13 protein-coding genes and 1 pseudogene are annotated in these 13,911 nt (G+C 62.0%); 9 read left to right on the top strand and 5 right to left on the bottom strand.

What is annotated here, in order from left to right; all coding sequences use genetic code 11:
* The first annotated feature begins 156 nt into the window (after positions 1-156).
* From OIS53_RS00590 to OIS53_RS00555, 8 genes are all read left to right on the top strand, one after another.
* Positions 157-1,050 carry a cell division protein FtsX gene (locus tag OIS53_RS00590; protein ID WP_264680444.1) on the top strand — a complete coding sequence of 298 codons (894 nt, stop codon included), beginning with the start codon at positions 157-159 and terminating at the stop codon, positions 1,048-1,050.
* Positions 1,051-1,211: 161 nt separating this feature from the next.
* A complete protein-coding gene (locus tag OIS53_RS00585; protein ID WP_264680443.1) occupies positions 1,212-1,514 on the top strand; it encodes a DUF3098 domain-containing protein in 303 nt (100 codons plus the stop codon).
* A gap of 123 nt (positions 1,515-1,637) precedes the next feature.
* On the top strand, positions 1,638-2,426 hold the full coding sequence (locus tag OIS53_RS00580; RefSeq protein WP_264680442.1) for an undecaprenyl-diphosphate phosphatase: 789 nt from the start codon (positions 1,638-1,640) through the stop codon (positions 2,424-2,426).
* 30 nt (positions 2,427-2,456) lie between these two features.
* Positions 2,457-3,329, top strand: coding sequence for a tRNA pseudouridine(55) synthase TruB (truB, locus tag OIS53_RS00575; protein WP_319805469.1), 873 nt, complete (start codon positions 2,457-2,459; stop codon positions 3,327-3,329).
* A 138-nt stretch (positions 3,330-3,467) separates the two neighbouring features.
* The gene (locus OIS53_RS00570) at positions 3,468-4,424 is read left to right on the top strand and encodes a bifunctional riboflavin kinase/FAD synthetase (protein ID WP_264680441.1); all 957 of its coding nucleotides are present in this window, start codon (positions 3,468-3,470) and stop codon (positions 4,422-4,424) included.
* Positions 4,425-4,501: 77 nt separating this feature from the next.
* Positions 4,502-5,941, top strand: a complete 1,440-nt coding sequence (locus OIS53_RS00565; protein WP_264680440.1) for a T9SS type A sorting domain-containing protein — start codon at positions 4,502-4,504, stop codon at positions 5,939-5,941.
* A gap of 191 nt (positions 5,942-6,132) precedes the next feature.
* Positions 6,133-6,837: a CoA transferase subunit A gene (locus tag OIS53_RS00560; RefSeq protein ID WP_264680439.1), complete on the top strand. Its 705-nt coding sequence runs from the start codon at positions 6,133-6,135 to the stop codon at positions 6,835-6,837.
* Positions 6,838-6,946: 109 nt separating this feature from the next.
* Positions 6,947-7,603 carry a CoA transferase subunit B gene (locus OIS53_RS00555; RefSeq protein WP_264680438.1) on the top strand — a complete coding sequence of 219 codons (657 nt, stop codon included), beginning with the start codon at positions 6,947-6,949 and terminating at the stop codon, positions 7,601-7,603.
* Positions 7,604-7,712: 109 nt separating this feature from the next.
* Here OIS53_RS00555 and OIS53_RS00550 read toward each other — a convergent pair whose 3' ends face one another.
* Positions 7,713-8,189, bottom strand: a complete 477-nt coding sequence (locus OIS53_RS00550) for a hypothetical protein (RefSeq protein WP_264680437.1) — start codon at positions 8,187-8,189, stop codon at positions 7,713-7,715.
* A 155-nt stretch (positions 8,190-8,344) separates the two neighbouring features.
* Between OIS53_RS00550 and OIS53_RS00545 the strand changes: the two genes are divergently transcribed.
* Positions 8,345-9,475: a hypothetical protein gene (locus OIS53_RS00545; RefSeq protein WP_264680436.1), complete on the top strand. Its 1,131-nt coding sequence runs from the start codon at positions 8,345-8,347 to the stop codon at positions 9,473-9,475.
* 42 nt (positions 9,476-9,517) lie between these two features.
* Here OIS53_RS00545 and OIS53_RS00540 read toward each other — a convergent pair whose 3' ends face one another.
* From OIS53_RS00540 to OIS53_RS00530, 4 genes and pseudogenes are all read right to left on the bottom strand, one after another.
* Positions 9,518-10,915 carry a sigma-54-dependent transcriptional regulator gene (locus tag OIS53_RS00540; RefSeq protein WP_264680435.1) on the bottom strand — a complete coding sequence of 466 codons (1,398 nt, stop codon included), beginning with the start codon at positions 10,913-10,915 and terminating at the stop codon, positions 9,518-9,520.
* A gap of 61 nt (positions 10,916-10,976) precedes the next feature.
* The gene (locus OIS53_RS00535; RefSeq protein ID WP_264680434.1) at positions 10,977-12,014 is read right to left on the bottom strand and encodes a sensor histidine kinase; all 1,038 of its coding nucleotides are present in this window, start codon (positions 12,012-12,014) and stop codon (positions 10,977-10,979) included.
* 519 nt (positions 12,015-12,533) lie between these two features.
* Positions 12,534-12,722: pseudogene (locus OIS53_RS20420) on the bottom strand (hypothetical protein); the annotation flags it as partial.
* Positions 12,723-13,227: 505 nt separating this feature from the next.
* A complete protein-coding gene (locus OIS53_RS00530) occupies positions 13,228-13,707 on the bottom strand; it encodes a hypothetical protein (RefSeq protein WP_264680433.1) in 480 nt (159 codons plus the stop codon).
* Between the last annotated feature and the right edge of the window lie 204 nt (positions 13,708-13,911).

Below are 13,911 nucleotides of genomic sequence, written 5' to 3'. Positions count from 1 at the left end.
TCTACCGAGGGTAACTCTCATCATGTGCAGACGAAGCAGGAGAGATGCTTCGACTGCGGCTACGCCTTCGCTCAGCATGACAGACGTGTCACCTGTCACCTGTCACCTGTCACCTGTCACCTCATCACCCCATCACTTCACTACCTTTGCCCTTCTATGGCGCAAAACCGACCGACCCGTAAAAAGACGCTGGGCAGCTACCCGCACACGATGGTGGTATTCAGCATTACGCTGGCGCTGCTGGTAATTGGGCTGTTTGGGCTGCTGCTGATTCACGCCCACAAAATCTCCAACCTGGTGAAGGAAAACCTGGAGATGCAAGTGTACCTGGAGCGTGGCCTGCCCGAAACGCAGCTGCTGCAATTGCAACAGGACCTGGCCCGCCAGCCCTACATTGCCGTCAAGGACCAGCAGCCGCAGGTGCGTTTCCTGTCCAAGGAAGAAGGCGCCAAGCAGCTCATCGACCAGACCGGCGAAGACTTCCAGCAGTTTCTCGGCGACAACCCACTGCGTGACGCTTTTCTGCTGAAAATCAGCGCCGAGTACGGCAACACCGATAACCTTAGCCGCATCAGGGAGCAGCTGCGCCAGCTGCCGGGCGTGTACGAGGTTGAGTACGTGGAAAACCTGATTACGTCCGTCAACCGCAATTTGCGCAACCTGAGCCTAGTGCTGCTGGGCTTTGCTACGGTGCTCACCTTCGTGGTGGTGGTGCTCATCAACAATACCATCAAGCTGGCCCTGTTCTCGCAGCGTTTCCTGATTCGGAGTATGCAGCTGGTGGGCGCTACACCGAGCTTTATTCAGTGGCCGTTTCTGCGCCGGGCCACCTGGCAGGGCCTGATGAGCGGCATTCTGGCTGGCCTGCTGCTGATTGCCCTGCTGCAGTACGCCTACCTTCAGCTGGAAGAGCTGCGCCTGCTGCGCGACGACCGGCTGCTGGCCGTACTGCTGGCCGCGCTGGTGATGCTGGGCATCGGCATCGGTTTCCTCAGCTCCTGGCGGGCCGTGCGCAAGTACACCGCCATGTCGCTGGATGAGCTGTATTAACTCCCGGATGCTACCGATTCCCAGCTGATTACGCAGAAGTGGTGCGTGTGCAGGCCCGGCACAACGCCGGAAGGTTTCCGTCGGTTTTTAATCCAGCCGTGGCACAACCCTTTTCCCATTTACCGCATCTGCGCCTCCATTACCCTACCTTTACGCCGTCTATGGAACCTCTGCAACCGAATCCTACTCCGCGCTTTGCTTTCGGGCCACGCAACTACCGGCTGATGTTTGTTGGCCTGGCCGTGCTGGCCGCCGGCTTTATCACCATGACCCTGGACACGGCCGACTACGGCGAAGGATTCCTGGGCATTACGCTCGGGCCGATTCTGCTGGCCATCGGCTTCGGCATCGAGTTCTGGGCCATCATGGCCCGGCCTGGCACCACGGCCCCCGTAGCTCAGGACACCGCTACCCGCGCCACCGTGCCCTCCCAGCCGCCCACCACGCCCGTTTATAAAAAATAGGGACGTAGGGGCTTGGGGACTTAGGGTCTTAGATGACGTTTCGATACACAACGACTGCGTTGTAGAACGTCATCTAAGACCCTAAGTCCCCAAGCCCCTACGTCCCTACCTAAGTCTCTACCCATGTCCTACTGGCACGCGCTGCTGCTGGCAATTGTCGAAGGCCTCACCGAGTTTCTGCCCGTTTCCAGCACCGGCCACATGATTATCGTGGCCAACCTGCTCGGCATCGGGCAGTTGCCATTTACCGACACCTACATTACCTCTATTCAGTTCGGGGCTATTCTGGCCGTGGTGGCGCTGTACTGGCGGCGGTTTCTGCAGAGCGTGGATTTCTACCTTAAGCTTATCGTGGCCTTTCTGCCGTTTGGGCTGCTGGGCTTTCTGCTCAAGGACACCATTGAGCGCCTGCTGAAGGATGTGTCGGTGGTGGCCTGGGCCCTGGTACTAGGCGGAGTGGCGCTGCTGTTTATCGACCGGCTGTTCACCGGGGAGCGGAAGCAGGTAACCACCCCCAACTTTGCCCAGGCCCTGCGAATCGGGCTGTTTCAGTGCCTGGCCCTGATTCCGGGCGTGTCCCGGTCGGCGGCCACCATCGTGGGGGGCCTGGCCCAGGGCTACGACCGGCGCTCGGCCGCCGACTTTTCGTTTCTGCTGGCCGTGCCCACCATGTTCGTCATCACGGCCTACCAGCTCTACAAAACGTACAAGGTGAGTGCGCCCGGCGCCGAGGACATCAAGCTCCTGCTGTTCGGCAACGTGGTAGCCTTTGTGGTGGCCCTGCTGGCGGTGAAGAGCTTCGTTGATTTTGTGTCGCGGTTTGGCTTCCGGGCCTTTGGCTTCTACCGCATTGTGGTGGGCGTTATTATCCTGGTGATGGTGGCCCTGGGTATCAATCTGCACATTCTCTAGGCCGCGCGGCCCGTTTTCTGCCAAACAGATATGGAACAGTCGTCCTCGCCGGTTACCGCTGCTGCCTCCCTGGCTCCGGCCGCCACCGCTGCCACCACCCTGGCCGAGCTGCACAGCCCCGAGGGCGTGGTGCTGGCTGTGGACAAGCCCCTGACCTGGACCTCGTTTGATGTGGTGCGCAAGGTCAAGAACACGCTGCGCATTCCCAAAATCGGGCACGCCGGCACCCTCGACCCGCTGGCTACCGGCCTGCTGGTGCTGTGCACGGGCAAGAAAACCAAGCAGATTGACTTGATTCAGGCCCAGGAAAAAGAGTACACCGGCACCTTCCGCCTGGGCCAGACCACACCTAGCTTCGACCTGGAAACGCCGGTAGACCAGGAGCTGCCCTGGCAGCACCTCACCGAAGCCGACCTGCACGCGGCCCTCACCTCCTTTTTGGGCCTGATTGAGCAGACGCCGCCCCTGTTTTCGGCGGTGAAAGTGCAGGGCGAGCGGGCCTACGAGGTAGCCCGCCGGGGCGGCGAGGCCGAAATCAGGAGCAAGCAAGTCACCATCCGGGAGTTTGAGCTGACGCGCATTGTCCTGCCCGAAGTGGATTTTCGGGTGGTGTGCTCCAAGGGCACCTACATCCGCAGCCTCGCCCGCGACTACGGCGCTGCCCTGGGCTGCGGGGCCCACCTCACCCGGCTGGTGCGCACCCGCATCGGCAACTACCACCTCACCGACGCCCTAAGTATGGCCCAGCTGGAAGCCCTACGCCCGCCCCGCCCCGAGGGCGAGGCCGACCGCGCCCCCCGCCGCCACAACCCGCCGCGCCCCGAGCGCCGAGCCGGGCTGGAATACTTTGCCGCCACTCACGCCGCCCCCGAAGCGCCGACCCCGGACAACGCCCCGCACTAAATCCAGGTCAGCCGTTGGTTGGTAAGGCGGATTTTCACCGTCCGGCGCGTGCGACGTGCTCCTACGAAATCAGCCGCTGGCTTTTCGACTGCCCTCAGCGTAATCAACGTACTCAGCGCACATCAGCAATTCGACTCCATGCTCGTCATCCACGACCCGGCCCATTTTCCGTACCTGGGCAATGCCGTTGTTACGAGCGGCACGTTTGATGGCGTGCATGTGGGGCACCAGCAGATTTTGCGGCGCCTGCGCGAGGTGGCCCGCCACAGCGGTGGTCCGTCGGTGGTCATCACCTACTGGCCCCACCCGCGCCTGGTGCTGGCCCCGCCCCTCTCCCACCCCGAGCCCCGCGACCTGTACCTGCTCAACACCCTGGAGGAGCGCACCGAGAAGCTGCGCGAAGCGGGCGTCGACCACCTGCTCATTGTGCCGTTTACCCGTGAGTTTGCCTCCTGGACCTCAGAAGAATACATCCAGCACATTCTGCTGCGCACCGTGGGCACGGCCAAGCTGGTCATTGGCTACGACCACCGCTTCGGGCGCAACCGGGAAGGCGGCTTCGACTACCTCAGCCAGCACGCGGGCCGCTACGGCATGAGCGTGGAGGAAATTCCGCGCGAAGACGTGGACGCCGTGGGCGTGAGCAGCACCCGCATCCGCCGCGCCCTGGAAGCCGGCGACGTGCTGACGGCCGGCCGCTACCTGGGGTATGCCTACCCGCTGACGGGCACCGTGGTGAAAGGCCAGCAGCTGGGCCGCACCATCGGCTGGCCCACGGCTAACATCCAGTGCCCCGAGCCGCTGAAGCTGGTGCCGGCCCGCGGCGTGTACGCCGTGCGCGCCCGCACGGCCGCCGGCACCCGGCACCCAGCCATGCTCAACATCGGCGTGCGGCCCACCGTGGGCGGCAACCTGGCCCAGACTGTGGAGGCCCACCTGCTCGATTTTGAAGGCGACCTGTACGACCAGCCGCTGACCGTGGAGTTTGTGGCCCTCCTGCGCGACGAGCAGAAATTCAACGGCCTCGACGAGCTGAAGGCCCAGCTGGCGCGGGATGCCGAGGCGGCGCGGCAGTGCTTGCTGAATACCGCCTAACTTATTCGTACATAGCCGCAGTAACTACCGCGGCTTTGGCGTATTTTTCATTTTAAATCACACCTACCACTGACTGCATGCTAAAAAATCTACTTCTGTACGCCCTGACGTACGGGCTGCTGCTTATTTCGTCCAAAACGGCCATAGCACAGCCCACGTGGCAACGCTTGTACGGGGGCGGGGGCCGCGAAACCTGCTCTCAGCTTGTTCATTTAAAAGGGGGTGGCTATCTGCTGATTGGCAGCCGCGCTGCGCAGAATGAAAAGTATGAGGAGCTTTACCTGGTTCGGACGGATGAGCAGGGCAACCAGCTCTGGACCCGCAACCACTCCATTCCGGATTCCGACCAGATATTTCCGACGGCGGCCTCTGAAAACGGGGCGGGCCAGGTGCTGGTGAGTGCCACCATCACGCTAGGCTCCACTACCTCCGGAACCCAGACCAGCACGGGGCTCCTGCTCCTGCTCCAACCCGATGGCAGTGTCGCGTGGAGCAAACGGACACCTGCATCCGGGAGACTCACCCCAGGCTATGTTGGCGGTGCCCTGGACGATGCTGGCAACTTCTGGGTGGGCATTAATGAGGCGTCGGGCGCGGCACTGCTGCGCCTGGATGCCACCGGCCGCGAAATGCAGCGGGTTGCCGTGCCTAACGGCCCAGTTTATAAGCTGTTCCGCCTACCGTCCGGCCTGTATGCCCACACGAGTGGCCGGCTGATTTCAGTATCCGACCAAGGCGTTCTGGGCTCCGAAACCACGCTGCCGGTCAACGTTTACGTAAACCAGACCAACAGCTACGTGACGGACGTGGTGCCGCTGGCTGGCGACGATGTACTCATCGTTTCAGATGGGCAGCTCGATAAGATCAAGCTTTCTTCCTCGACGGTTTACTGGACCCGTGCTCGTTCCCAGGGCAATTTGTTGCTTAATCCATCGTGGGGGGCGCGTTTGCCCAACGGCAACTTACTCGTGTATGGCATCGAAAGCGTTAGCAGCCATACTTTTAGGCCCACCATAGCTCACTTGGATGCCGAAGGCAACCAGCTGTATACTCCTCCTGCCGGCCCAGGGGGCGGCCCGGTGCCGGTGCGCCACATCATAGGCAGCTCCATAAGCGCTGCCGCTGCCGGGCTGTTCGTGAATGCAGCAACCGGGCAGGTGGTTGCGGGCGGTTTTTTGCGGGACATGGACGCCAACGCGGCCGAGGTTTTTCTGAATGCCTACTCGTTTGCCGGCTTAGGCATCGTTACGAGTACCGCCAGGGTTAAAGCCGAGCCGCTGAAAGCCTGGCCCAATCCGCTGTCTGACAAAGATATTTTGACTGTTCCAGCGCTTCCCTCCCCACTACACCAGGTTACCCTTTACACCCTGCAAGGCCACTTGCTACGCCGCTGGTCAGAGCTGAAAGGCAACCGTGACATCCGCCTGTCCTTGCAGGGCATTCCGGCAGGAATGTACGTGCTCATAGGCCAGCAGGCGAACGGGAAACAATCAGCATTGCGCATTCTGAAAAACTAGCCGTACTGCTGTAGCAGTTTGTTTGCATCCTGTTACATCCTGGTCGAAGCCGGAAACCGAAAGCAGCCAGCGAGTTACGTCGTTGGCTGTTTTGGTGAAAGCGGGATTCCGAGAAAATAGGTGAATTTTTACCTCTCACGAGGGCACCCTCCTTCTTTTTCGCGGCTCCTTTCTCAACCTCCACCCATTCTATGATCAACAAAGTTGTACCCGATGCCCAGGCAGCCCTGCGCGGCATTGCCGACGGCATGACCCTGATGCTGGGCGGCTTCGGGCTGTGCGGCATTCCCGAAAACGCTATCCAGGAGCTGCTGCGCCTGGGGGTGCGCAACCTTACGTGTATCTCGAACAACGCCGGCGTCGATGATTTTGGCATTGGGCTGCTGCTCCAGACCAAGCAGGTACGCAAGATGATATCGAGCTACGTAGGCGAGAATGCCGAGTTTGAGCGGCAGCTTCTCAGCGGGGAGCTGGAAGTGGAACTGATTCCGCAGGGCACGCTGGCCGAGCGCATCCGGGCGGGCGGGGCCGGCATTCCGGCCTTCTTTACCCCGGCCGGCTACGGCACCGAAGTAGGCGAAGGCAAGGAAAGCCGGGAGTTCCATGGCAAAATGTACCTGCTCGAAACCGGCCTGCGCGCCGACTTCGCCTTCGTAAAGGCCTGGCGCGGCGACACGGCCGGCAACCTCATCTACAAAGGCACGGCCCGCAACTTCAACCCCATGATGGCCACGGCCGGCAAAATCACCGTGGCCGAAGTAGAAGAACTGGTACCCGCCGGCGAACTGGACCCCAACCAGATTCACACCCCTGGCATCTTCGTGCAGCGCATCTTTGAAGGAAAGAATTACGAGAAGCGCATTGAGCAGCGGACGGTTTCTTCGATTAAAAATTAAGAATGAAGAATTAAAAATTGGTCGTTCTGCACGGCGCACGCCGTCTACATAAGCCCAGTTTTTTACCTCAATTCTTAATTTTTAATTCTTCATTCTTAATTCAAGAGCTATGCTCGACAAACACGGCATTGCCCGGCGCATCGCGCAAGAAGTGGAAAACAACTCCTACGTCAACCTCGGCATCGGCATCCCGACGCTGGTAGCCAACTACATTCCCGAGGGCATCAACGTGGAGCTGCAGAGTGAAAACGGCCTGCTGGGCATGGGCCCTTTCCCCACCGAAGACCAGGTAGACCCCGACCTCATCAACGCCGGCAAGCAGACCGTCACGACTCTGCCCGGCTCCAGCATTTTCTCCTCGGCCGACTCGTTCGGTATGATTCGCGGGGAGCACGTGGACCTGACGATTCTGGGGGCCATGGAGGTATCGGAGCAGGGCGACATTGCCAACTGGAAGATTCCGGGCAAGATGGTGAAGGGCATGGGCGGCGCCATGGACCTGGTGGCCTCGGCCCGCAATATTATCGTGGCCATGCAGCACGTGGCCAAGGATGGCTCCAGCAAACTGCTGCCCCAGTGCACGCTGCCCATCACCGGCCTGCGCTGCGTCAAGAAAATCGTGACCGAGCTAGCCGTGCTCGACGTGACCCCCGACGGCTTTGTGCTCCGCGAACGGGCTCCTGGCGTGTCGGTGGAGCAAATCAAGGCCGCCACCGCCGGCAAGCTGGTCATCCCCGAAGGCGAAGTGCCGGAGATGCAGGTGTGAGAGTAAGAAGTTTGTAAGTTAAAAAGGTGGGAAGTTAGAAAGTCAGTGGACTTGCCCAGTGGCCTTTCCCCAACTTTCTAACTTCCCACCTTTTTAACTTGCAAACTTCCTACTCTCCCTGCCGCAAAAACGCCTTAGCCAGAATGTGCTGGGCGGCTTCCAGGGTGAAGTGAGAGAAGTAGCGCAGCAGGTGATTCAGCGCATCGGCCGGCTCCAGGGTGCCGTGGCGGACGGCATCGGCGAGGTAGTAGGCCAGGGTATCGGGCTGGGCGGTGAGGGCCGGGAACTCGGCGTGCTCCCGGTAGCGGCTCAGCACCTGCACCCGCAGCATGGGCGAGGCGCCCGGCACCTGCCGCAGCAGCCGCTCCATCAGCAGTTGCACTTCGTCCATGAACAGGATGCGGCGCATGCCCGGCGGAGCAGGTACGGGGGCCCCGGCCGCGGCCGTCAGCACCACGGCGGCGGGGCTGTCCGGGAGCCAGCGGCCCACCTCGGGCGGGGCACACAGCCACGCCGTGGGCGGAAACTCCGCCGGCTGCTCAAGGATGGCAGCCAGGGTTTGCAGACGTCGGGTGGGCAGGGCCATACCTGCAAGATACGCACTCCGCCGCGGGAGACCAGGCCGGCCGCGGCCCAACGGCCAGGTTTTTATCTTGCGCTGCTCCGGGCGTGGTAGCCCAGCCAGGCTGCGCTGCACCACGTGGGGCCAGTCGTATCTTCTCACCTCATCTTGCCGCGCGTATGCTTGCCTTCTACCGCCTGAGCCTGTTGGCCGCCTGTATCTTAGCTGTCTTGCCGGCTCGTGCCCAGCAGCCCGTCATCACCCAGGCCGACATGCCCGTGCCCGGCGACACGCTGCGGCTCAGCCAGGCCAACGTGCAGGCGCTGCCCGCCGGCCTGCCCGCCCTCAGCCAGCGCGGCCCCAACCAAACCTGGAACTATACGGCCCTGACGCCCGCGGCGCAGCGGGTGGAGCGGTTTGTGGCCATTACTGCCACGGCTCCGCTGTACCAGCTGGCGTTTGGGCCGTTTGGCGGCGCCAACCAAGCTACGGTGGCCTCGCCGCAGGCCTTGCCCCTGCCGCCCGGCACGACGCTGCCCATATCGGACCCGATTTTCTTTTTCCGCACCTCGGCGGCCGATTTTCGCGCCGTGGGCTTTGGCCTTACGCTGGCGGGCCTGGGCGTGCCGGTGGGGTTTGTGAGCGGCGCGGCCCAGGACGTTATCTACCGGTTTCCGCTGAGCCTGGCCAGCCCGCGCGACTCCAGCGTGTCGGAGTTCATCGTCAACATTCCGCAGACTGTGTACCTGCGCGAGCGGAAAAAGCGCGTGAACCGCGTAGACGCCGCGGGCACGCTCATCACGCCGTTTGGCACGTTCCAGACGGTGCGGGTGGTGAGCAGCACGCTCACCCGCGACAGTATCTCCAGCCAGGGCATGCCGGGCGTGGTCATTCCGCGCCCCTTGCAGCGCGAGTATAAGTGGCTGGCCAACAACGTGCACGTGCCGGTGCTCACCATTATAACGCAGGACCTGGCCGGCACCGAAGTCGTTACCAGCATCGAGTACCGCGACATTCCGCGCCGCCTGCGCGTGCTCGGCACAACCGCGCAGCTGCCGGCCGCGGCCGTCACCGCCTTCCCGAATCCGCTTGGCCGGGAGGCGGCGTTGCGCCTGGCCTTGCCCGCATCCGGCCGGGTGGTGGTTTCGGCCACCGATGTGGCGGGCCGCCGGCTGTTTGAGCGGGAGCTGACGGCCACGGGTCGCGAGGCAGTGGTGCCGGCCGCAGCCTTTGGTGCGTTTCGGGGGGTGGCCCTGCTGCGGGTGCAAACGGCTACGGGCGTGGCTGTGCGGCGGGTAGTGCGGGAGTAGCGGCCTTCGGCGAGCCTCTTCCTGGCGGCGCCGCTCGTGGCCTCAGCTGTAATTGCGCTGGATGCCCAGCCGGCGGATGCGCGCGTCCAGCGTATTGGGCAGAATCCGCAGGTACTCGGCGGCGCCTCCCGGCCCCCGGATTCGGCCCTGGCAGTGCTTGAGCGTGGCCGTTATCAGCTGGCGCTCTGCTTCTTCCAGGGTTTGGGGCTGAAAGCCGCCGCTGCCGGCCGCGGAGCTGCCACCGGCTTCCGGCGGCAGTACCTGCGACAAATCCACGTGCTGAATCACGTCTTCGGAGGTGAAAATTGCGGCCCGCTCCACGGTGTGCTGCAGCTCGCGCACGTTGCCGGGCCACGAGTATTGCTGCAGCTGCGCCAGGGCCTGCGGGCTGAACCGCAGCGGCGGCCGGGCCAGCTCCTCGCTTACGCGCCGCAAAAAGAACTCGGCCAGCCCCCGAATGTCGCGGGGCCGCTCGCGCAGGGGCGGGATGGTAATGGGCAGCACGTGCAGGCGGTAGTAGAGGTCGGAGCGGAAGCGGCCGGCGGCCACCTCGGCCTGTAGGTCGCGGTTGGTGGCCGCCACCACGCGCACATCGAGGGGCACGGACGCCTTGCCGCCCAGCCGGTCGATTTCCTTTTCCTGGAGCACGCGCAGCAGCTTTACTTGCAGCTCCAGCGGCAGCTCCCCGATTTCGTCCAGAAAAATAGTGCCGCCGTCGGCTAGCTCAAACTTGCCCAGCCGCCGCTCGTGCGCCCCGGTGAAGGCTCCTTTCTCATGACCAAACAGCTCACTCTCAATCAGCTGCGGGGGCAAGGCGGCGCAGTTGACGGTCACCAGGGGCTGGTTGCGGCGCGGCGACAGGTCGTGGACGGCGCGGGCCAGTAGCTCTTTGCCGGTGCCCGTTTCGCCCAGCAGCAGGGCGGTCATATTCACGGGCGCCACTTGCCGCACCTGCGTCAGCACGCGCTGCATGGCGGGGTCTTCGCCCACAATATGGTGCTGGGAAGGCAGGGCGGCCACCGAGCCGGGACCGGGCGCGAATGCCTGCTCCCGCACCAGCCGCCGGCCCGTGGCCTGGGCCAGCCCGACTTCAATTGCCGCCAGCACCTCGTCCTCCTGAAACGGCTTCACGATGTAGCCGCTGGGCTGCGTGGCTACCGCCCGTTGCAGGGTCTGCTTGTCGGAGTGCGACGTGACGTAGATGAACGGAATCTGGTAGTAGCTGGTCAGCTGCTGGCCCAGCTCGATACCGGTCCGCTCGCCCTGGAGCATAATGTCGAGCAGCACGAGGTCGGGGCGGTCGGCTTCGATGGAGGCTACGGCTTCGGCCACCGAAAATGCCAGGCCCACTGGCCCCGTGCGCCGCTTGCGCAGCATGCGCTTCAGGTCTTCGGCTACCACAAACTCGTCTTCTACCAGCAGGATACGAATGGTGTGCATAGGTGCGTGAAAAAATAATCCAGGAACGCCCGGCAGCGGCCCTACCCGCCTACGAGCTGTGTTACGCGGTAGCGGGCACCCCTGAGCCCGCCGGAGTGCGCGGCTGGGCAGAGCTGAAGGCGGCGTCCGTTGCCTCCTGGAAAACAATGTGAAACTGAGTGCCCGACTCGCGGTGAATGGTGAGCTGGGCGTGCATCTGGCGCACCAGCCCGGCCGTGAGCCGCAGCCCCAACGACTGCGCCATCTCCAGGTCCAGCTGGGGCAGCCCAATGCCGTTGTCGGCCACCACCAGGCGGTAGGTGGTGGCGCTGAGTGGCCGCAGCTCTACCCGGAGCGTGTTATGCTGGCGGCCCGTGAAGGCGTATTTGTAGGCGTTGGTCACCAGCTCATTCACAATCAGGCCCAGCGGTACGGCCGCGTGGGTGGTGAGGTGCACGGGGGCTACGTCGAGGGTAAGGGCCACTTCTTCGCGCCGGAAGGCCCGCCCAATGGCGTCGAGCAGCTCGGCCAGGTAGCGGCGCATGTCGATGCGGGCCAGGCTCTCGGCCTGGTAAAGGTTCTGGTGAATCAGGGCCATGGTCTGCACCCGGCTCTGGCTGTCGCGGATGGCCGCCGCGGCCGCCGGGTCGGGCTGGGTGTCCAGCTGGTTGCTGAGCAGGCTGAGCACGATTTGCAGGTTGTTCTTGACGCGGTGGTGCACCTCCTGCAAGAGCAGCGTCTTTTCGCGCAGCAGCACCTCTTTTTCCTGATTTTGCCGGTCGAGCAGCTGCACGGTGCGCTGGCGCAGGCGGTAGCGGTTATAGAGCACGGCCAGCAGCAGCAGCAGCAGCCCCGCCCCCACCAGCGCGGCGTTGCGCAAGGTGCGCTGCTGCAAGGTGCTGAGCTGGGCAATGCGGTTTTGCTGCTGAAGCAGCTTGATGTTGCGCTCTTTTTCTTTGGTGTCGAAACGCCCTTGCAGAGCGGCTACTTTCTGCTCCTGCTCCTGGATGCGCGCCTTCGATTCGAGCACCCTGTTTTCGGCTACGTACTGCCGGGCAAGATGATGTTTTCCTTGTTGCACGTATAAAGTATCCAGCAAATCATTTATTGCAATGAGCATGGGGATATTATTATGCTGTATGCTAATCTGACGAGATTGTAGAGCGTGATATATGGCCATATCTAATTTTTTAAGCTGCGCATACGCTTGCGCTATGGTGCCCTCAAATACAGCCAGCTCATAGGTACCCCGGCCCATTTTACGGCGTAGCTTTACAGCTCTAAACAGATAAGGCAATGCTAAATTTGGCTGGCCCAATCCTATATAGGAGTCTGCAATATTGTTGAGGTTGGCGGATATTATACCGTTGATAATATTTTCCCGCCGGCCTCGCTCAGAAGTAATTTTTTGCACTATATCCAACGACTTCTGGTAGTTGCGTAATGCGGCGGCATGATTACGCTGCGCGCTCTGAATTAAGCCTAACTGCGTGTAGCCACGAGCAGATTCGATAGTATTGTTAGCCGACTTCGCGGCTTCCAGAATTTGTTCTCCCCACACTGTTGCCTCAGCATACTGCTTGGTATTAATTAACAATGCCACAATTGAGGTAAGAACGTGCAGCACATGGCGCTGCTGATGTAACTCTCTCCATTGCGCTAAGGCAGCTAAAAAGTATTCCTGAGCCCCCGCATACTCTCCTTTGCGCGCATAAAGAAATCCTATATTCTGTAGTGCCTGGGCCTCTCCCGGCCGCCAGTTAATCTTTCTTGCTTCGCTTAAGCCTTGTCGCGCATATAGTTCAGCTTGCGCAGGATTAGCGTTCATTACCTCCTCCATCATGAGGGTGAAAAGCTTCACCCGCGTTGTGTCGCGGGCGGTTCGTAGCGCCTGTTTGAGGCTATCCACTTTGCTGGTGGGCTGCTGGCCACCGGCGGCGGGGTAGGCAGCGGCTAGCAGCAGCACCAGCGTCCAGCACCAGGCGCGCGTACCCCATACTTTGCAGGCAAGAAAGGACATAACGAGAGAATAAGGCAGGGTAAGATACCACGATTAGTGTACCAACCTTTCTCTTTCGCCGCCTCTTGGCGCCCTACCGACCTCCACAGCCCCCAGGCCCGCGGAAGCTGCCCCCACCGCGCGACGCCGCCTCCAACCCAGTGGAGGCGGACGGCAGAAAAGTCACGAAATCCGTGAGCGTACCGGCCCCTGAACCTCGGCACCGCAGGCCAGGTAGCACGCAGCAAGCAAGCAGCCAGGAGCCGGCGGCTGCGGCTCGTGGGTTTGAAAGCCAGCTGCGGTAAGGTGGGGCAGCGGGTGGTGGGAAAACTGTTTAGCTTCCTAAGCCGGCCAACTGCTGATACGCTTCTATTCTATCCAGCAAACGGGAGCCCGCCACCTGCATTTCAACGCCGGCGGAATTATCGGGAAGAGAAATGTGAAGGGTGTGATACGTGCTCCACCCAAACAGCTCCTGCTGCATCCGCGCCGGGCCGATGGCAGCCCACGGGATAAACAAGGCTGGGTGCCCGAATCGAAAGAACGGGAGCACCGACAGTCCGATGCCCGCTGGCCCCGCATCCACCAGCAGCACACCCCGGTACTGAGCGCCTGTGCCGGCCTCTCCCACATTGCGGAAAGTGGCCGACTCAAACCAGAGCGTTTCTGATTTGGCGGGTACCGGGGCATGATGGGCGCGGAAATGCCGGGCCAGCCGCCGCCAGCCCTGCAAGGCAATTACCCAACTGATTGCCAGCCATACCATCGGGAATAACAGCAGTAGCGGACCAGACGAAGATTCAGCAGGGGGCATGTAAAGGCACTTTTATAGAAGACAGACGGCCGACAAAGCCTCCGCAAGAGGCAGGCTCGCCGCCTGCTTTCAGGTACAGCAAACATACATTGCGGACCACAGCCGGCGCTACGGCATCGTCAGGGCCCAAATATAGCAAGAGAAACCAGTTGCTGCTCGTCGCCGACCGTTTTTGTTGCTTACGGTGTTGCAGGGCCGTACGAG

Origin of the sequence: Hymenobacter sp. YIM 151500-1, assembly GCF_025979885.1 — a bacterium.
GTDB lineage: Bacteria > Bacteroidota > Bacteroidia > Cytophagales > Hymenobacteraceae > Hymenobacter.
This window is presented reverse-complemented; position numbering and strand designations above follow the sequence as displayed.

Coding starts and splice junctions, on each gene's coding strand:
- OIS53_RS00585 (WP_264680443.1), top strand. CDS start 1,212: ATGGAACCTCTGCAACCGAATCCTACTCCGCGCTTTGCTTTCGGGCCA.
- OIS53_RS00560 (WP_264680439.1), top strand. CDS start 6,133: ATGATCAACAAAGTTGTACCCGATGCCCAGGCAGCCCTGCGCGGCATT.
- OIS53_RS00535 (WP_264680434.1), bottom strand. CDS start 12,014: ATGCTCATTGCAATAAATGATTTGCTGGATACTTTATACGTGCAACAA.
- OIS53_RS00545 (WP_264680436.1), top strand. CDS start 8,345: ATGCTTGCCTTCTACCGCCTGAGCCTGTTGGCCGCCTGTATCTTAGCT.
- OIS53_RS00570 (WP_264680441.1), top strand. CDS start 3,468: ATGCTCGTCATCCACGACCCGGCCCATTTTCCGTACCTGGGCAATGCC.
- OIS53_RS00565 (WP_264680440.1), top strand. CDS start 4,502: ATGCTAAAAAATCTACTTCTGTACGCCCTGACGTACGGGCTGCTGCTT.
- OIS53_RS00530 (WP_264680433.1), bottom strand. CDS start 13,707: ATGCCCCCTGCTGAATCTTCGTCTGGTCCGCTACTGCTGTTATTCCCG.
- truB (WP_319805469.1), top strand. CDS start 2,457: ATGGAACAGTCGTCCTCGCCGGTTACCGCTGCTGCCTCCCTGGCTCCG.
- OIS53_RS00555 (WP_264680438.1), top strand. CDS start 6,947: ATGCTCGACAAACACGGCATTGCCCGGCGCATCGCGCAAGAAGTGGAA.
- OIS53_RS00590 (WP_264680444.1), top strand. CDS start 157: ATGGCGCAAAACCGACCGACCCGTAAAAAGACGCTGGGCAGCTACCCG.
- OIS53_RS00550 (WP_264680437.1), bottom strand. CDS start 8,189: ATGGCCCTGCCCACCCGACGTCTGCAAACCCTGGCTGCCATCCTTGAG.
- OIS53_RS00540 (WP_264680435.1), bottom strand. CDS start 10,915: ATGCACACCATTCGTATCCTGCTGGTAGAAGACGAGTTTGTGGTAGCC.
- OIS53_RS00580 (WP_264680442.1), top strand. CDS start 1,638: ATGTCCTACTGGCACGCGCTGCTGCTGGCAATTGTCGAAGGCCTCACC.